Annotated in this window: 17 protein-coding genes; 6 read left to right on the forward strand and 11 right to left on the reverse strand. The window is 42.4% G+C overall.

The window, feature by feature from the left end; all coding sequences use genetic code 11:
- Positions 1 to 94: 94 nt before the first annotated feature.
- The 4 genes from ACMUMQ_RS13860 (at position 95) to ACMUMQ_RS13875 (ending at position 5,022) form a co-directional block, all read left to right on the forward strand.
- On the forward strand, positions 95 to 1,477 hold the full coding sequence (locus tag ACMUMQ_RS13860) for an L-serine ammonia-lyase (protein WP_414682568.1): 1,383 nt from the start codon (positions 95 to 97) through the stop codon (positions 1,475 to 1,477).
- Positions 1,478 to 1,734: 257 nt separating this feature from the next.
- Positions 1,735 to 3,309 (forward strand): inorganic phosphate transporter, encoded by a 1,575-nt coding sequence (locus tag ACMUMQ_RS13865; RefSeq protein WP_414682569.1) that lies wholly within the window; start codon positions 1,735 to 1,737, stop codon positions 3,307 to 3,309.
- Between the two features lie 275 nt (positions 3,310 to 3,584).
- Complete coding sequence (locus ACMUMQ_RS13870; RefSeq protein ID WP_414682570.1) at positions 3,585 to 4,364, forward strand: hypothetical protein; 780 nt, start codon at positions 3,585 to 3,587, stop codon at positions 4,362 to 4,364.
- Between the two features lie 40 nt (positions 4,365 to 4,404).
- Positions 4,405 to 5,022 (forward strand): LysE family translocator, encoded by a 618-nt coding sequence (locus ACMUMQ_RS13875; RefSeq protein WP_414682571.1) that lies wholly within the window; start codon positions 4,405 to 4,407, stop codon positions 5,020 to 5,022.
- Between the two features lie 19 nt (positions 5,023 to 5,041).
- On the opposite strand, the gene ACMUMQ_RS13880 is transcribed toward ACMUMQ_RS13875, so the two are convergent.
- Both ACMUMQ_RS13880 and ACMUMQ_RS13885 read right to left on the reverse strand, forming a co-directional pair.
- Positions 5,042 to 7,033 carry a DNA topoisomerase III gene (locus tag ACMUMQ_RS13880; protein WP_414682572.1) on the reverse strand — a complete coding sequence of 664 codons (1,992 nt, stop codon included), beginning with the start codon at positions 7,031 to 7,033 and terminating at the stop codon, positions 5,042 to 5,044.
- Between the two features lie 109 nt (positions 7,034 to 7,142).
- A complete protein-coding gene (locus tag ACMUMQ_RS13885; RefSeq protein ID WP_414682573.1) occupies positions 7,143 to 7,364 on the reverse strand; it encodes a hypothetical protein in 222 nt (73 codons plus the stop codon).
- A gap of 188 nt (positions 7,365 to 7,552) precedes the next feature.
- Between ACMUMQ_RS13885 and ACMUMQ_RS13890 the strand changes: the two genes are divergently transcribed.
- A complete protein-coding gene (locus ACMUMQ_RS13890) occupies positions 7,553 to 8,173 on the forward strand; it encodes an FKBP-type peptidyl-prolyl cis-trans isomerase (RefSeq protein WP_317004801.1) in 621 nt (206 codons plus the stop codon).
- A gap of 102 nt (positions 8,174 to 8,275) precedes the next feature.
- Here ACMUMQ_RS13890 and ACMUMQ_RS13895 read toward each other — a convergent pair whose 3' ends face one another.
- The 9 genes from ACMUMQ_RS13895 to ACMUMQ_RS13935 all read right to left on the reverse strand — a co-directional run bounded on the left by ACMUMQ_RS13895 (position 8,276) and on the right by ACMUMQ_RS13935 (position 17,339).
- A complete protein-coding gene (locus ACMUMQ_RS13895; RefSeq protein ID WP_414682574.1) occupies positions 8,276 to 8,692 on the reverse strand; it encodes a GNAT family N-acetyltransferase in 417 nt (138 codons plus the stop codon).
- 15 nt (positions 8,693 to 8,707) lie between these two features.
- Entirely contained in the window at positions 8,708 to 9,898 is a 1,191-nt protein-coding gene (locus tag ACMUMQ_RS13900; protein ID WP_414682575.1) for a JmjC domain-containing protein, read from the reverse strand.
- Between the two features lie 94 nt (positions 9,899 to 9,992).
- A complete protein-coding gene (gene purB / locus ACMUMQ_RS13905; protein WP_414682576.1) occupies positions 9,993 to 11,366 on the reverse strand; it encodes an adenylosuccinate lyase in 1,374 nt (457 codons plus the stop codon).
- Between the two features lie 185 nt (positions 11,367 to 11,551).
- Positions 11,552 to 13,771: an NADP-dependent isocitrate dehydrogenase gene (locus ACMUMQ_RS13910; RefSeq protein ID WP_414682577.1), complete on the reverse strand. Its 2,220-nt coding sequence runs from the start codon at positions 13,769 to 13,771 to the stop codon at positions 11,552 to 11,554.
- Positions 13,772 to 13,998: 227 nt separating this feature from the next.
- The gene (gene hflD, locus ACMUMQ_RS13915; protein ID WP_414682578.1) at positions 13,999 to 14,628 is read right to left on the reverse strand and encodes a high frequency lysogenization protein HflD; all 630 of its coding nucleotides are present in this window, start codon (positions 14,626 to 14,628) and stop codon (positions 13,999 to 14,001) included.
- A gap of 12 nt (positions 14,629 to 14,640) precedes the next feature.
- Positions 14,641 to 15,762 carry a tRNA 2-thiouridine(34) synthase MnmA gene (gene mnmA / locus ACMUMQ_RS13920; protein ID WP_414682579.1) on the reverse strand — a complete coding sequence of 374 codons (1,122 nt, stop codon included), beginning with the start codon at positions 15,760 to 15,762 and terminating at the stop codon, positions 14,641 to 14,643.
- Between the two features lie 121 nt (positions 15,763 to 15,883).
- Complete coding sequence (locus ACMUMQ_RS13925) at positions 15,884 to 16,279, reverse strand: NUDIX domain-containing protein (protein WP_414682580.1); 396 nt, start codon at positions 16,277 to 16,279, stop codon at positions 15,884 to 15,886.
- Positions 16,215 to 16,940, reverse strand: a complete 726-nt coding sequence (locus tag ACMUMQ_RS13930) for a pseudouridine synthase (protein WP_414682581.1) — start codon at positions 16,938 to 16,940, stop codon at positions 16,215 to 16,217. The genes ACMUMQ_RS13925 and ACMUMQ_RS13930 overlap by 65 nt, the downstream gene beginning before the upstream one ends.
- Before the next feature lie 150 nt (positions 16,941 to 17,090).
- Entirely contained in the window at positions 17,091 to 17,339 is a 249-nt protein-coding gene (locus tag ACMUMQ_RS13935; RefSeq protein WP_317004793.1) for a cold shock domain-containing protein, read from the reverse strand.
- Between the two features lie 244 nt (positions 17,340 to 17,583).
- Between ACMUMQ_RS13935 and clpS the strand changes: the two genes are divergently transcribed.
- Positions 17,584 to 17,934 (forward strand): ATP-dependent Clp protease adapter ClpS, encoded by a 351-nt coding sequence (gene clpS, locus ACMUMQ_RS13940; RefSeq protein WP_317004792.1) that lies wholly within the window; start codon positions 17,584 to 17,586, stop codon positions 17,932 to 17,934.
- Positions 17,935 to 17,949 lie beyond the last annotated feature (15 nt).

A 17,949-nucleotide genomic window follows, 5' to 3' on the forward strand; every position in this document is an offset into this window, starting at 1 on the left:
TTGGAAACTTTTTGTCGTAAGTGATAATTTTCTTAGCTAGGTATTCTGCTAATGTACTTATGGTGTTCCATGGGTTGGCGATAGAGGATAAAGCATGGCAATCAGTTTATTTGATCTTTTTAAGGTAGGTATCGGTCCCTCCAGCTCTCATACAGTTGGGCCAATGGTTGCTGCGAACCAGTTTGCTTATCAATTGCTAAAAGGTGATTTGCTGAAACAGGTATGCAGGCTAAAAATAGATTTATATGGCTCTCTAGGTGCGACGGGCAAAGGGCATGGTACAGGAACGGCTGTATTGATGGGGCTGGAAGGCGAGCTTCCAGAATCTATTGATCCTACTTTGGTGAGTGAACGTGTTGAGCGCATTAACCAGACATCGCAGCTGAGCTTACTTTCAGAGCACAATATTTCTATAGATGTTGCTAATGACCTCATTTTTCACCGTATCGATCGCCTTGATTTTCATGCTAATGGAATGACGCTAGCTGCCTTTGATCAAAATAATGATGAAATTCATAAAGCGACATTTTACTCCGTGGGCGGCGGGTTTATTGTTGAAGAAGATGAAGAGGGCAATGTTGCTTTAGTTGAAGATACGACAGAGCTTCCTTATGTTTTTCATGATGCAGCGACACTCATTAAGCTTTGTCGAGAAGAAGAGAAAAGCATTGCTCAAATCATGATGGAGAATGAGAAAACCTGGAGAACAGAAGAAGAGATAAAGCAGGAAATTTTGTCGATTTGGGCCGTGATGAAATCCTGTGTTCAGCAAGGAATTCAAAATGAGGGAATCTTACCTGGCGGTTTAAAGGTAAAACGCCGAGCCGCTAGTCTTCATAAAGATCTCATGAAAAAAACGAATATGGATATGATTACACCTTCTCTTGGAGCAATGGATTGGGTGAATCTTTATGCGTTGGCGGTAAATGAAGAAAATGCTGCAGGAGGACGAGTTGTCACGGCGCCAACTAATGGCGCAGCAGGCATTATTCCTGCTGTTTTACATTATTATTGGGATTTTTGCCCTCGCTCTAATGATGACGGTGTTGTTGAATTTTTTCTAACGGCGGCGGCCATTGGTTTTCTTTTTAAAGAAAATGCATCCATCTCTGGAGCCGAAGTCGGATGTCAGGGAGAAGTCGGTTCTGCTTGTGCCATGGCAGCGGCTGGTTTGGCTGCGGCTACAGGTGGAACACCAGAGCAAATTGAGAACGCGGCTGAAATCGGTATGGAGCATAATTTAGGGCTAACTTGTGATCCTATTGGTGGATTGGTACAAGTGCCTTGTATTGAACGTAATGCAATGGGAGCGATGAAGGCCATTAATTCTGCCTCTATGGCATTACGCGGTGATGGAAATCATTATGTATCGCTAGATAAAGTCATTAGAACCATGCGAGATACAGGAAGAGATATGAATGATAAATACAAAGAAACCTCTCGCGGTGGTTTAGCGGTAAATGTTATCGAGTGTTGATGCTTTGTAACGATTTATTGTTTTTTATAAAAGCGCTGTTAAAGGCGCTTTTTTTGTTTGTATATGCCCTGAATATTTGAGGTTTTTAGGTCTTTTTATCTATAAAAAGCCCGTGTAGAATGACGCCAAAATTGTGTTGCAGAAATATGACAAGCAATGGCTAAGATGTAATATAGCCACCCTTTGGACAAGAAAGCTGTTAATAAGATTTTATTAACGGCTCTTGGTACTGATTAATTCTATGAAGAAGAGCCCTTATGGATCTTACAAATACCTCAAAAAAAAGTGCAGCTTTGGCTAATGGTCATGAATATATTCGTGTTCTGATTGCGTTAGCGTTTGTTTTAGCTGTTGGCTTTTATGCGACAACCAATGGAGTGGAAGTTTCTAATATATCTATTTTAGCCATCGCAGCAGCGATTGGTGCTTACATGGCTGTGAATATCGGTGCAAACGATGTAGCGAATAATGTGGGACCAGCAGTAGGGGCAAAAGCTTTGTCCATGACTGGCGCCATTGTTATTGCCGCAATTTTTGAAGCTTCTGGTGCTTTAATTGCCGGGGGTACAGTCGTTGGTACAATTAAAAACGGCATTATAGACCCTAACTTTATTGGTGATTCAGGCACCTTTATTTGGGTCATGATGGCGGCATTATTGGCAGGAGCGATTTGGCTTAACCTAGCAACGTACCTCGGTGCTCCTGTTTCAACAACACACTCGATTGTTGGTGGTGTATTAGGTGCTGGTATTGCTGCTGGTGGCTGGGATATTGCGAACTGGGACAAGATGACTGCCATTGTTGCTAGTTGGGTAATTTCCCCAGTACTAGGCGGCATCATTGCGGCACTTTTCTTAATGTACATCAAACGCGCTATCACATATAAAAGCGATATGATTGCAGCGGCTAAGAAAGCGGTTCCTTTGTTAGTTGGCGTCATGGTTTGGGCTTTCTCTACTTATTTGATTCTTAAGGGCTTAAAGAAAATCTGGGCTTTGGATTTTGTAACAGCGGCAATGATTGCTTTTGCGATTGCTCTAACAGCTTATTTCATTGTTCGTCCTATCGTCGATAAAGCAGCGGCGGCACTTGAAAACAACAAAGACTCCGTTAATAGCTTATTTACGATTCCATTAATTGTTTCTGCCGCGTTATTGAGTTTTGCCCATGGTGCAAACGATGTTGCCAATGCGATTGGGCCATTAGCTGCGATCAATGAAGCTTTGTTAACGGGTGCCGTTACGGGTAAAGCCGCTATTCCATTGTGGATTATGATTGTTGGTGGAATAGGTATTGCGGTTGGTCTTGCTTTATTTGGCCCTAAGCTTATCAAGACAGTTGGTTCTGAAATTACAGAGCTAGATAAAACACGAGCATTTTGTATCGCTATGGCGGCAGCAATTACGGTTATCGTTGCTTCTCAGTTAGGCTTACCTGTTAGCTCAACACATATTGCTGTTGGTGGTGTTTTTGGTGTTGGCTTCTTGCGAGAATACCTAAAACAGTCCTATGAGAAAAAGTTGAAATCTATTGTTGCTCACTCTGAATCTGCTGGTCATGATGGTTATCAAACTCAAGAATTCGTAAAACGTTTTCAGGATGCCGATGTTGATGAGAAGCGTCTTATTTTGAAAGAGTTGAAAGCGGCTCAAGCATCTTCGCCGATTTCATCTGCTGAGCGTAAAGGCTTGAAAAAAGCGACGAAGAAAGAGTTAGTGAAGCGTTCTGCATTATTACGCATTGCTGCAGCTTGGGTGATTACTGTACCTGCGTCTGCGACACTTTCTGCTATGTTGTTTTATATGTTGCTTGGTTTCTCTGTTTCTCGTTAAACTTTGCAGCATTAAGAGTACAAAAAAAGACCAGCTTGTCTGGTCTTTTTTTGTGTTACAGTTCTGCTCTGTGTTATATAAGAGAATTGCTTTTTAAAGTGTCTAGGGATAAAAACTTAATAAGCTGACGGCCTTCACGATTTGAAGACGTATGCGTTCGATTACAGATGGAGTTTGTGTAATGTGAAGTGACTATTTCACATTATTGTATTTCGGCTCGTTTTGAGAGCCTTCTGCATTATCCAGTTATCAATATTAAGGTAAACATTCATCCAATGACTGCTGTTAGTATCACTGTGCTTTTACTTGTTATAGGCGGTTTTATCGTCTTCGCCATTGTGTTGCAGCTAAAAGAGCAAGCAAGATTGGCTAAGTTGCGACAAATAGCAACTTTGAACAATCAATTGCGTCAGGTTCGTCGATATTTAGATGAAATGCCTCCCCAATATCAACCAAAAGACATGCGCTTGTGGTTATTTTCTCGCATGCTTCAGCTTCATGATAAACTGTTGGCACTACAGCCTGATACTACTTTAACGCGCCGACGAAATCATCTCGCTGAAGAAATAGAAGAATTTCAATCCAGTAAGCAAAAGCGCCGTGCTAAACCGATGAGTGATGAGGTACTTATTGTTGAAGTGAAGCGCTTATTTGATTCCTTTGAGACGTTTTTGACTGTAGCGCAAAGAGACAAAGAAATCGATTCTGATTTAGCTTATCGTTATATTCAGCTGATGCATTTCTTTAAGTATAAAATTAATGCTGATCATTATGCTTACCTTGCTAGAAAAGACTTTCTGAGTGGAAGAATAGACAAGGCGTTAGAGCAATATAAAGAGGCTTTGTCTCAGTTATCGCCATTAAAAGACTCTGCCCAAGCACAGCCTGCGATTCTAAAATTAAAAGATGTTATTCAAGAATTAGAAGAGAAGCTGGCTCTACAGAAAGCAGAGAAAGAAGTTAACCAAAAATCAGAAAATGAGAAAGAAGAAATGGATGATGAATGGAATAAGTTTATTGAAGATTCTGACTTCAAAGAGAAAAAGCGTTTTTAATTTTTGTGAATTGAACTTTTATTTTAGATAAGGATATTGTGTGAACCTCGCTCTGCTTTCTGCCTTTATACCTACTTTCTTTTTTGTCTCTATCACGCCAGGTATGTGCATGACTCTTGCCATGACGCTTGGCATGACAATCGGCATTAAGCGCGCACTTTGGATGATGTTTGGTGAGCTTATTGGTGTTGCGACCGTAGCCACTTTATCTGCTATTGGCGTCGCAGCTTTGCTTTTAAATTATCCGAATGTTTTCCTCGTTTTAAAATATTTAGGCGGCGCTTACTTGGCATATATCGGTATTCAAATGTGGCTATCTAAAGGCAAAATGGCCATTAAAATGGAATCTGAAGAAGAGCCTGCTTCTCGTATTGATTTAATCTCACAAGGCTTTGTGACTGCCATTGCCAATCCTAAAGGGTGGGCGTTTTTTGTGGCATTATTACCGCCTTTTTTAGATGCGACTCAACCACTCGCTAGTCAATTGATCATATTGATTAGTGTTATTCTCATGCTTGAATTCAGCTGTCTGCTTATCTATGCGGCGGGCGGTCGAACACTCAAATCTTTGCTTCTGCAAAGTGGCAATGTTCGCATAATGAACCGCATTGCTGGAACCTTAATGATTGGTGTCGGAGCTTGGTTAGCAATAGGCTAGCTTTTTGAACTTAACTTATTTAGCGCTTTGCAGTAGACCGTCTTGTTCTCGTTTTTGATGTGCTGTTTGAGGGCTTCGATGCGGACTTTCTTTTGCCTGTTGAGCGCTTTGAAAAAGCTTTCTTAGCTGGTGCTGGTAAATGCTTCAATGACGCTGAAGACAGGCTTTTCGAGGCGTCTAATAGTTCTACTAAATTACCTTCTAAATGTGACATAAAGCTTTGGTAACTTGTTTCACCGAGGCTTATTGTGTTTAGTGTTGATTCCCATTGAGCTGTCATATCAGGTGTGACCAATTGGCTAGGTAAGCAGTCTACAAACGCTCGGCCTGTTTCGCTGGCGTGTATTTGTTTCCCCTGTCTGATTAAGAATCCTCGTTTAAATAACAACTCAATAATACTTGCTCTTGTGGCGTCTGTTCCCAGTCCATCTGTGTCTTTCAAAATGGCTTTTATGTCTTTATTTGTGACAAAGCGACTAATTCCTGTCATTGCTGAAAGCAAGGTAGCATCAGTAAAAGCGGCTGGCGGCGTGGTGACTTTGTCATGAATAATACCCTCATGACACCAAAGTGAATCGCCTTTTTGAAGTTTTGGCAATTCATTTTGTTCTTCGTCGTTTTGCTCTCTTTTACTGTTCGACTTTGTTTTTTGCGGAAGCAGTGCACGCCATCCAAAAGAGATTGGTGTATTACCCTTTGCTTCAAACTGACCTCCAGCGATATCGAGCTTGATATAAGAAGCGAGGAAATCATAATCGGGATAGAACTGCATTAAATACTGGCGAGCAATCAGCCCAAATACTTGTGATTCGACTTTTCCGAGAGAGCCTGCTTTATGGGCTTGGCTAGTCGGAATGATCGCATGGTGAGCGGTAACTTGTTTGTCATTCCATGCTTTGCTGCGTATTGCTGGGTTCGCATTCTCAGCACCTTGTGCAAGTTCTGCTGTGGCCTTACTTAAGGCGTTTAAAATGCCTTTAGCGTCTTTGTGTTGAAGGCTTGGTAAATAACGACAATCTGACCTTGGGTAGGTGATTATTTGATGGCGTTCATACAGGGTTTGACAAGTATCCAACACTTGTTGAGCGGATAACGAGAAAATCTTCGCTGCATCGATTTGAAGGCTTGATAAATTATAAGGCAAAGGAGGCGCTTGCTTCTTTTGCTTATAGCTCGCCTCAATAACATTGGCTGGTTGGTTGGTGATACGAGAAGCGACATTGACGGCTAAAGCTCGATTTAGAACGCGGTTTTCTTCATCCATATGCGGCTTGCAAGCTTCACTTGGCAGCCACTTTGCTTGAAATCTTGCTTTCAGATTTGTTTCTACTTGAGCCCAGACTTGGAAGTAATCCTTCGGAATAAAGTGTTCTCGTTCCTTGTCTCTCGCCGCCACAAGTCCCAATACCGGCGTTTGCACTCGGCCAATGGATAGAACGCCTTGATAGCCAGCTTGTCGGCCTCTAATGGTATAGGCTCTAGTAAGGTTTAAACCAAATAACCAATCGGCTCTGGCTCTCGCTAAGGCTGAACGGGAAAGAGCAGCGAACTCGCTGTTTGGACGTAAGTTGTTTAGTGCTTTTTTGACGGCGCTTGGTGTTAGGTCATTAATCAGGAGGCGTTGAGTATTTTGCAGTTTGAGCTTAGGCACTTTGGTGAAATAAATGACCTCATCAACTAACAGCTGACCTTCCCTGTCTGGGTCACCTGCATGAACAAGATGTGTTGCTTTTTTAATGAGTTTTTTTAAAACACCTAGCTGTTTTTTTGTGTTGGCTTTTTCTTGCCATTGCCAGTCGGTTGGGATAATTGGCAGATGATCCAAGCTCCATGATTTAAAGATAGGATCATATTGATGAGGTTCAGCTTGCTCTAGCAAATGCCCAATACACCAGCTAATACAGTCTCCATTAGGCAACCAAATACAGCCGTCTTCTTTTTTCTGTGGTGATGGGAGGGCGGCTGCAATGGCGCGAGCAAGGCTTGGTTTCTCTGCAATATAAAGAATCATGAATACACTTACTGTTTATATATACAGTAAGTGTATCGAACAAATGTAACCTTGACTAGAGTGGCGTTGCTTTATTGAATCCGCTGAGAGAAGTGAAAGGTGTGTCGATTTAGCTTTTTATTTTCTGATTTGTATTCACCACTACCGTATTTGTTTGGTGTGATGTACTTGAGACATTATCAAGTTGAGGACGATCAATGTGATTCGCAAATAAAAAGCTACTGATAGCCGATAAAAATAAGAAGCTGATGAATAGCATGCCCCAATAGTCAGAAGATTTTTTGCTGACTCGATTTTGTATGGTTGATGGTATAAAGCGCTTCGTTTTCATAATGGGTTCCTTCGCTCAATGAATGCATTAAATGATAATGGATATCATTTAATAAATCTATCGATTTAATATAAAAAATATTAATCCAGCAGCGGCAGTTTAATGGTTTTGAAAAATGAGCCCATGTGATTCTGGCTATGTTACAATTTGCGCTCAATTTTATGTGTAACGAATAAGAGAGTGTAAACATGTCTGAACTGTCGTTCGATTCGAATGAAGCAAAAATCGCATACGGTATTGGTCGCCAAATTGGTGATCAACTACGTGGTAGTGACCTTGGAGAATTATCTCTAACGCATCTTTTTGCTGCGATTGAAGATTCTTTGAATCAAGCTGAAATGCGCGTTCCAGGTGAAGAATTGGAAGCAGCTTTTGCAGAACTTCAGCAAAAAATGGAAGAAAAAGCTCGCGCTGGATCTGAAGAAACAGTAAAAGCTGGCGAAGCATTCCTTGCAGAAAACAAAGCAAAAGATGGCGTTCAAACAACAGAAAGCGGTTTGCAGTTCGAAGTTCTTGAAGAAGGTACTGGCGCAACTCCTAGCCTTGAATCAACCGTTCGTGTTCATTACGAAGGTCGCTTGATTGATGGTCAAGTATTCGATAGCTCAATTGCCCGTGGCGAGCCAATTGAATTTCCTCTAACTGGCGTTATTGCTGGTTGGACTGAAGGTCTTCAGTTGATGAAAGAAGGCGCGAAATACCGCCTAACAATTCCAGCTGAATTGGCTTACGGCGCACAAGGCGCAGGCGCAATGATTCAGCCTTTCTCTGTTCTACAGTTCGATGTTGAGCTAATTGCTGTTGTTTAATTAGCGATTTAGAACGAAAAAAACGAGCTTTCTAATACAGAAAAGCTCGTTTTTTTTATGTCTAAAAAAAGCAGTAAATTTAAACTTAAGTGCAAAGGCTGGTTATATTTCCCGCTCCATTCGGACGTGCATTTTTCCTGCTTCTAGAAATATCTTACCGTCAGAACGGAAGCTTTGCTTTGTGTAAAACTGCTGGGCATCGACTTGGGCATTGAGGAAAACTTTTCTGAGCCCCATTTCTCTCGCGACTTTGATGGCTCTAGCCGTCAGCATTTCACCGTAGCCTTGGTGTCGATAAGCAGGCAACACTGCTAAACGACCTAACTGGCCTTCTTCTGTCAACCGACAAGTTCCTGTCGGTACAGCTGTTGTGCCAAAAGTCACAAAGTGAACGGCATCTTCATCATGGTCATCCCATTCGTCTTCTGGGTCGATGCCTTGTTCAATAATAAAGACTTGTTTGCGTACAAAGGTTATTTGGTCTTTGCTGCTGTTCCAGTCCGAAGTTAATACCTTCACTTTGTTCTCCTGTTTTTATTCTGGCGCGACGAGTTCAATAACGCCTTGTTGGCGAATAAAAAATCGTACAAGAGGCTCTAAGTCATCGTTTTGGCTTAAGTCTAAACCAGAAAAATCAAATTCAACCTGATCTGTAATTGCTTGAACAAATGGGGCTAATTCACTGTCCAGATTAATACTTTCACCGTTGCAGAAAACCGTCACATGATTTTCTTTGTCATTGAGATAGTAGCAAATACGCGCGTCACCAGGGCGAATAAAGGTTCGGCCTTGAATTGCATTTTGAAACGCTTTATCTAAGTCGCTTGAGTTTAGCGGCGCTAAATATTCAGGGTATTTGCTTTCGCTCATGGTTTCGCCTAACCAGTTTGCTAATACGTCAGGCTGATTTATGAGCTTAGCCAATTCAGCTTGCAAATAGGAAATATCATCTTGATGTATTTCAGCGCTGTGATCGCGATTTCCTGTTTCTGGTGCCGCAAAGCGGTTTTTGACATTGATGTTTTCGCACAGTTTGTCGCGAACCCCTGTCAACGCATCTTGTATGCTTGGTGCACGGAAGCCGACAGAATAGGTCATACATTCGTCGTCTAAAGCGCGACCATTGTGGGCGAAGTTAGGCGGTAAATACAAAATATCACAGGCTTCTAACTCCCAATCCATTTCTGGGTTTACAGAGAAGTTATCTAAAATGTGTAGAGAGATATCCGCAATGGCTGAGTCTTGATATTCCTCAGGCGGCAGAACTTGCCAGCGGCGTTTACCAGCAACTTGAATTAAGAAAACATCGTATTGATCATAATGAGGGCCAACGCTGCCACCTTCGGTTGCGTAGCTGATCATGACATCATCAAGGCGCCAGCTTGGGAGGAATTGGAATTGCTCTTTTAATGCCTGAATCTCAGGAACCCAGTGATCAACCGCTTGAACGAGAAGTGTCCATTCTTTTTCTGGTAAGTTAGCAAAGGTGTCTTCGTCAAATGGCCCTTGTTGTGTTTCCCATGGCGTTTTTCCATTTTCAATCACGAGGCGTGACTCGACTTCTTCTTCCATCGCCATGCCGGCGAGTTCGTCTGCTTCTAGTGGCACTTCAAAGTCTGACAGACCAGCACGAATGAGAAGAGGCTTCTTTTGCCAATATTCATTCAAGAATGTTTGTGCTGTCATTCCGCCAAGAATGGTTAACGGCGTATCTAGGTCTATCATAGGTTTCTCGTAAAAATATAAAGAGTCAGTTGGAAGTGTAAGACAAAAAAGAGCCGATAAATCGGCTCTTTTTTAAGGCTATAAAAAGTAAAGCTTAGTTGCGAATGGCTTTCGCTTGCGCAACGGCATTACCAATGTATGTGCCTGGTGTTAAGGTTTTTAGTTCCGCTTTCGCGGCTTCTGGCATGTCTAATGTTTCAACAAAAGCTTCAATTGTAGCTTGGTCAATGACACGGCCACGAGTTAGCTCTTTTAGTTTTTCATAAGGAGACTCAATGCCGTAACGACGCATCACAGTTTGAATTGGCTCAGCCAAAACTTCCCATGCCGCATCTAAGTCTGCATCTAGGCGAGGCGCATTGATTTCAAGCTTGCTGATGCCTTTTAGCGTGGATTGGTAAGCAATTAAGCTGTGAGCTAAGCCAACACCTAGGTTACGCAATACAGTTGAATCTGTTAGGTCACGCTGCCAGCGAGAAATTGGTAATTTCGCGCTTAAGTGTCCCATAATTGCATTCGCAATGCCCAAGTTACCTTCAGAGTTTTCGAAGTCAATTGGGTTGACTTTATGCGGCATGGTAGAAGAGCCGATTTCGCCTGCAATGGTTTTTTGTTTGAAGAAGCCCATAGAAATGTAGCCCCAAACATCACGATCGAAATCGATCAAAATCGTATTGAAACGACAGATAGCGTCGAACAATTCTGCGATGTAATCGTGTGGCTCGATTTGAGTCGTGTAAGGGTTCCACGTTAAGCCCAAAGAGGTCACAAAATTTTCTGCGTGTGCTTGCCAATCCACATCTGGGTAAGCTGAAAGGTGAGCGTTGTAGTTACCCACCGCGCCGTTGATTTTGCCTAAAAATTCAACGTTTTGGATTTGCTTAAGCTGACGGCTAAGACGTGCAGCAACGTTCGCCATTTCTTTACCCATGGTAGATGGAGAGGCTGTTTGACCATGAGTACGAGACAGCATAGGTTGCTCAGCATGTTCAATAGCTAGGTCTTGAATGGCTGTAATGATGTTGTTTAACTCTGGAGTAATGCCTTCTTCCAAAGCTTCACGAAGCATCAAAGCGTGAGACAAGTTATTAATGTCTTCCGATGTACAAGCAAAGTGAACAAATTCAGAAATTGCAGCCAATTCTGCGTTGTCTGCCATTTTGTTTTTAATGAAATACTCAACCGCTTTCACATCGTGATTGGTGGTTTTCTCAATGTCTTTAATCGCTTGAGCATCGGCTTCACTGAAGTTGTCTGCTAATTGGTCTAAGAAAGTGCTGGCTTGAGCACTAAGAGCAGGAACTTCAACAATTTGTGGGTGACTGGCAAGAGCCTGTAGCCAGCGAACTTCAACTATGACTCGCATACGTAGCAAACCGTACTCGCTTACTGAGCGACGTAATACGTTTGTTTTCGATCCGTAACGACCGTCGATAGGGGAAATTGCATTTAAGCTAGTTAATTCCATTGAGATAACGCCTCGAACATGGTTTTCAGGGAGCCGCTATTATAGGCAAAAGAGGCGAGGTAATACAGGGAGTAGGCGATGGTATAGGCATAAAAAAAGCCCAGATTTCGTTTAAATAGAAATATCTAAACGACATCTGGGCTTAGTGTTACTTAAACCTCTCTAAATCGAGAGAAGGTTTAGGCTTACAGTGTAGCCAAAGCTTGGTTGAATGTAGCGCTTGGGCGCATGACTTTTTCAACCGCATCTAGGTCAACATGGTAGTAACCAGATAGACCTGCTGGTTTACCTTGTACTGCAGCCAGTTCAGCAACGATTGTGTCTTCTTTCGCTGTTAGCTCTTTTGCCAATGGTGCGAATTTCGCAGCAAGGTCAGCGTTTTCAGTTTGTGCTGCTAGCTCTTGAGCCCAGTACATTGCTAGGTAGAAGTGGCTACCACGGTTGTCGATACCGCCAACTTTACGAGAAGGAGACTTGTTAGTGTCTAGCAATTTGCCTGTTGCTTTATCTAGGCATTTCGCAAGAACTTTTGCTTTCTCGTTGTTGTTCTTGATGCCAAGCTCTTCAAAAGAAACCGCCACAGCCAAGAATTCACCAAGTGAATCCCAACGTAGGTAGTTTTCTTCCATTAGCTGTTGAACGTGCTTAGGAGCAGAACCACCCGCGCCAGTTTCATACATGCCGCCGCCGTTTAGCATTGGAACGATAGACAACATTTTCGCAGACGTACCAAGTTCCAAGATTGGGAACAAGTCAGTTAGGTAATCACGTAGGATGTTACCTGTTACTGAAATCGTGTCTTCGCCACGAATGATGCGTTCCATAGAGAAACGGATCGCTTCGTTGTAAGGCATGATGCGAATGTCTAGGCCTGTTGTGTCGTGGTCTTTTAGGTAAAGCTCTACTTTCTTACGAAGTTCGTTATCGTGAGAACGTTCTTCTTCTAACCAAAACACAGCTGGTGTGTCAGATTGACGAGCACGAGTAACGCCAAGTTTTACCCAGTCACGGATTGGAGCGTCTTTTGTTTGACATGCGCGCCAGATATCGCCTTTTTCTACAGCGTGCTGCATAAGAACATTACCTTGAGCGTCTACAACGCGCATTGTGCCAGCTTCAGCGATTTCAAATGTTTTGTCGTGAGAGCCGTATTCTTGTGCTTTTTGTGCCATTAAACCAACGTTTGGAACTGTACCCATTGTTGTTGGGTCGAATTCGCCGTTAGTTTTACAGAAGTTGATCGTTTCTTGGTAGATACGAGCGTAAGTGCGATCTGGAATAACCGCTTTCGCATCATGTGCTTTGCCGTCACGGCCCCACATTTTACCAGAGTTACGGATCATCGCAGGCATAGAAGCGTCAACGATCACGTCACTTGGTACGTGCAAGTTAGTAATGCCTTTATCGGAATCAACCATGGCCAATTCTGGACGCGTGTTGTAAACGTCTTGAATCGCTTGTTTAATTTCTTCTTGTTTTGCTTCAGGAAGCGTTTGGATCTTGTCGTATACGCTGCCTAAACCATTGTTTGGGTTAACGCCGATTTCTTTAAACAATTCTCCGTATTTTTCAAATACGTCTTTGTAGAAAACCGTTACAGCATGACCGAATACGATTGGGTGAGACACCTTCATCATGGTTGCTTTCAAATGCACAGACCACATGATGTTGTCTTCTTTCGCTTCTTGCATAGACGCTTCAAAGAATTCACGTAGTTTTGTACAGCTGATGTTCATGCTGTCTAAGATTTCGCCTTCAAGAAGAGGAAGCGATTTTTTCAATTCAACAGAACCGTCTTTTTTGACGAATTCGATGTTAACCGTTTGAGCAGAATCCATAGTCACAGATTGCTCAGAAGAGTAGAAGTCGCCATCACGCATGTGGTCGACATGAGAAATAGAAGTCTTTTTCCATTTACCCATTGAATGTGGGTTTTTGCGAGCAAAGCCTTTTACAGCAGCTGGTGCGCGACGGTCAGAGTTACCTTGACGTAGAACTGGGTTTACCGCACTACCAAGTACTTTTGCATAACGCGCTTGGATGTCTTTTTCTTCGTCAGTTGTTGGATTTTCTGGGTACTCAGGAAGTCCGTAACCTTGTGCGTTTAGTTCTTTGATTGCAGCATTAAGCTGAGGCAAAGAAGCACTGATGTTAGGTAGTTTTACGATATTTGCTTCAGGAGAAGCGGTTAAGTCACCTAAGAATTGAAGGCCATCTTCTACTTGCTTATCCGCAGGAAGAAGGTCAGAGAAGCCTGCAAGAATACGGCTTGCTAAAGAGATATCTGTCAGTTGTAGTTCGATATCAGCTTCTTTTGCAAAAGCGCCAAAGATAGGAAGCAAAGATGAAGTTGCCAATGCTGGTGCTTCATCGGTCAACGTGTAATAGATGGTTTGTTTCGACATGTAATTCCCCTAACATTTCAGGCAGTGTTGCCCATTGAATCGAAGATGACTTTTAGCCGCCATTCCCTAGGTTTTAACTGGTTGTGCATAATATCTTGCACAGGTTAAAAATTTGCTCAACATACTACCTAAAAAAACAAGGTAGAGATATTGGCTCTAAGATATACTCAAAATTGATTTCAGTTATCCTATGAATTTGTTCTATCAAGCCTAGCTAAAATACGTGATTAGCTGCGAGATTCTAGTGCTTTTAATAGTGCCTTTCTTTTAAAAATCAAATGCCAGCGTTTACCGCCTAGCTGACGCCATAACATAGCGGCGCGAATACCAGACATTAAAATAGTGCGAACTTGGTTAGCGATATGTGGCTGTTGTAAAAAGCGGCTATCGCCTTGTACCTGAATGCGGAAAGGCAAAGTACTTAGAGTTTCTTGATACATGCCTGAAATAGCAGCAATGATGTTTTCGTGAAGTAGGCTGTCGTAATGGGCTTTCTTTTGCTCTATCTGAGAAATCTGTTGGCCAATAGTGGACAGCATTTGTGGTGTTTTAGCGAGTTTGCTTTCAAGGTGGACTAAGCTGAGAGCGTATCGCAATGTATCAGGGTTTACACTACTGCGATCTTTGCTTAATGCTTTTCTCGTGACGTTACGACCAAGTGATAAATTACTCTGACAATCCCACTGTCCACCATAAATATCTTCAGTAGAGGGGGCGTTGACGAGTAAGATGCTCTCGATCATAGGCTGTAAGGCCGCATTATCGACTTTTCCTGTCTTGGCTAAAACCGCTACCAATTCTGCTGCTTGAAATACAGCAGATAGTGCAATAGTTTGTTCTTTTTCTTTGCTACTCACGTGATAGGTTCTCTATTTATTAAAGGCGATGTTGATGATGCCGCCACCTAGACACAATTCATCTTGGTAAAAAACAATGGATTGCCCTGGTGTAATGGCCCTTTGTGGCTCAACAAAAGACACTTCAATTTGGCCTTTTTCATTAAGATACACAGTACATTCTTGATCAGGCTGGCGGTAGCGGCATTTTGCTGTGCAAGTCATAGGCAAACTTGGTGTTTGGCGTGCCACCCAATCAAAATTCTCAGCAATAAGGTGGGTCTTATAGAGAGATTCGTGTTGGCCGCCTTGAGTCACAATCAGCACATTGCGTTTAAGGTCTTTTTCTACCACATACCAAGGGTCGTCGGAATAGTTTGCTAAACCGCCAATGCCTAACCCCTGACGTTGACCAATTGTGTGATACATCAAACCATGGTGGCGAGCAATCACATCACCTTCAAGGGTTTCAATATTACCTGGTTGAGCGGGCAAATATTGTTCTAAGAAATCTTTAAATCGGCGTTCGCCAATGAAACAAATGCCTGTACTGTCTTTTTTGTTGTGTGTGACAAGTCCAAACTCTTCCGCTAAACGGCGTACTTCTGGCTTTTCAAGCTCGCCAACTGGGAAGAGTGTTTTGGCTATTTCGTCCTTACCAACTGCGTATAAAAAGTAACTTTGGTCTTTGTTGCCATCTAAGCCTTTTAATAAAAGCGGCTCGCCATCTTGCTCACCACGACGCACATAATGCCCTGTGGCAATGTAATCTGCTCCAAGTGCTAAGGCGTATTCAAGGAAGGCTTTGAATTTGATTTCTTTATTGCAAAGGATGTCTGGATTCGGTGTTCGGCCGGCTTTGTATTCTTCTAAAAAGTGCTCAAATACATTGTCCCAATATTCGGCGGCAAAGTTTGCAGTATGAAGTTTGATGCCAAGCTTGTCGGATACCGCTTGAGCATCGGCAAGGTCTTCTTTGGCTGTGCAATATTCCGTACCGTCGTCTTCGTCCCAATTCTTCATGAATAAGCCTTCGACCTGATAACCCTGCTGCATCAAAATAAGTGCTGAAACGGACGAATCCACACCGCCAGACATGCCGACGATAACTTTTTTTGTGCTGTTTGCGTTGTTCGCAATAGGGTTTTCTTTCATGACCTGATCATTCTCATTGTAAAACGGTGGTAAAAGCACTTTTAAAAAAGGCTCATATTTAAATGGTTACGAAGAGGCTGACGCCTCAGGTAAAATTTTGCTTGCCATTGTAGCATTTTCTCTACGGTGAAACAGGGTGGAGAAACTGATCAGACAAAAACGACAAAGGTATTATGGGGTTGCGAAGCGAATCTTCAATGCAGGCTTTGATCAATGGACTGCGATGAGGCAGAGCCATGATTTCCTCATAGGTTAGCCAATGACTGGATTCTATGTCTGGATCTAGCTCTTGGCTTGCTTCTTCTAGGGCTTCACATAAGAAACACAAACGATGATAAGTGTCTGCGCCTTCGAATGGTGTGAAAGAGTACATGCCCAATAAACCAGTGGGTTCTACGCGCCATCCTGATTCTTCTCGAGTTTCTCGAACAACGGCTTCTATGGCGCTTTCGTTATTTTCTATGTGACCGGCGGGCTGGTTGAGAACCAGTTGGCCGTCTTGCCACTCTTTCACCATTAGATACTTGGTTGGCTGATTTTGAATGTCTTTTTTGACCAGTGCGGCGACGGTGAGGTGAGGCAGTCTTTCTCTTTCTTTGTTGTTCAAATTCCATTACCTGCTGAGTAAGTTGTGCGGTTGGTTCTATGTATTGCCATTCACCAACGGCAACATCATCCAATGTGTAAGGCCCAATGGCATAACGTATTAAACGTAAAGTGGGAAAGCCGACGGCGGCTGTCATGCGACGTACTTGACGATTTTTTCCCTCATGGATTTGCAATGAAATCCAGCTTGTCGGGATGTTTTCTCTGTGTCTGACAGGTGGCGTTCTCGGCCAGATATTAGGCTCTAATATAGGTTCTGCTTGAGCGGGTTTGGTTAAGCCGTCTTTCAGTTCGACACCTTGCTTTAATTGCTCAAGTGCCTCATCGGATATATTTCCTTCCACTTGCACCCAGTAAGTTTTGGGCATTTTAAAGGTTGGAGAAGCAATGAGGTGTTGGAGCACGCCTTGATTGGTTAACAATAATAAACCTTCAGAGTCATAATCCAAACGCCCAGCAGGATAGAAATCAGGCGCTTTCACATAAGATGCCAGTGTTTCTTTATCGCCTTCTTGTGAAAACTGGCTGAGGACTTTAAAAGGTTTATTAAGCAAAATTAGATTGGAAGGCATGCGTACAAGCTATGATCAAGTGTTTTCGTTTAGGTAAGTGTTGCTGATATCAAAATACCAAACTAAGACACCTTACCCTTCGTGTTGGAAGGGTAAGGTAACAAATTCGAGTTTGGATAGCGATGTGGCTATTTGCTTACAGTGGTATTTTTATGCAGGTTGGTTGCTTTGTGTTGAAGGCTCCTCTGCTTGGCTGATCACCGGATTGATTTCTATGGCGTGTAAGCCTCGTTCTCCAGGTTCAACACTAAAGGTAACTGTTTGGCCTGCTTTTAAGGTTTTATAGCCTTCCACATTGATCGCTGAATAATGAATAAATAAATCTTCATCAAAATCTTCCGATACGATAAAGCCATAGCCTTTAGCATTGTTAAACCACTTCACTGAACCTTGATGCATTGAGTCACTCCTTATCCACTCTAATCGCTGTAAAGCGTTTAATTTCTGTTAATTTGAGCTATCAATGTGAGAATTTCACTCATAAAGATTGATTGAACATATGATAGTCCCAATAATGAAGGTAGAAGCCCTTTTGGAATTTGTAAAATCTAAGTGGTAATCTGTAATACAAAATACGACGTATGAGCAGTAATGAGTCAAATTTGACGCGTTACGTGAAGAATTTTAGCCTCAGAGGCATGGGATGATTGTAAATCAACAAATTAGACTAATATCAGAAGATGACGAGCAACGTGGCAACACGAATATTGCGATTGCTCCAGAGGAAACAGAATTAAAACCACCTTCCATGTATCAGGTGGTATTGTTTAACGATGATTATACGCCAATGGATTTTGTCGTATTTGTTCTACAACGTTTTTTTTCTATGGATGGAGAGAAGGCTAATCAGGTAATGTTAGAAGTGCATCAAAAAGGAAAAGGCGTTTGTGGCGTTTATCCTTTTGATATTGCAGAGACAAAAGTGGCAATGGTACAGCAGTTCGTGGAACAAAATGAGCACCCTTTAATGTGTGACTTGGAAAAAGTCGACTGATTCAGAGTGAGGGAA

It is taken from the genome of Marinomonas algae (assembly GCF_047525555.1).
Classification (GTDB): Bacteria; Pseudomonadota; Gammaproteobacteria; order Pseudomonadales; family Marinomonadaceae; genus Marinomonas.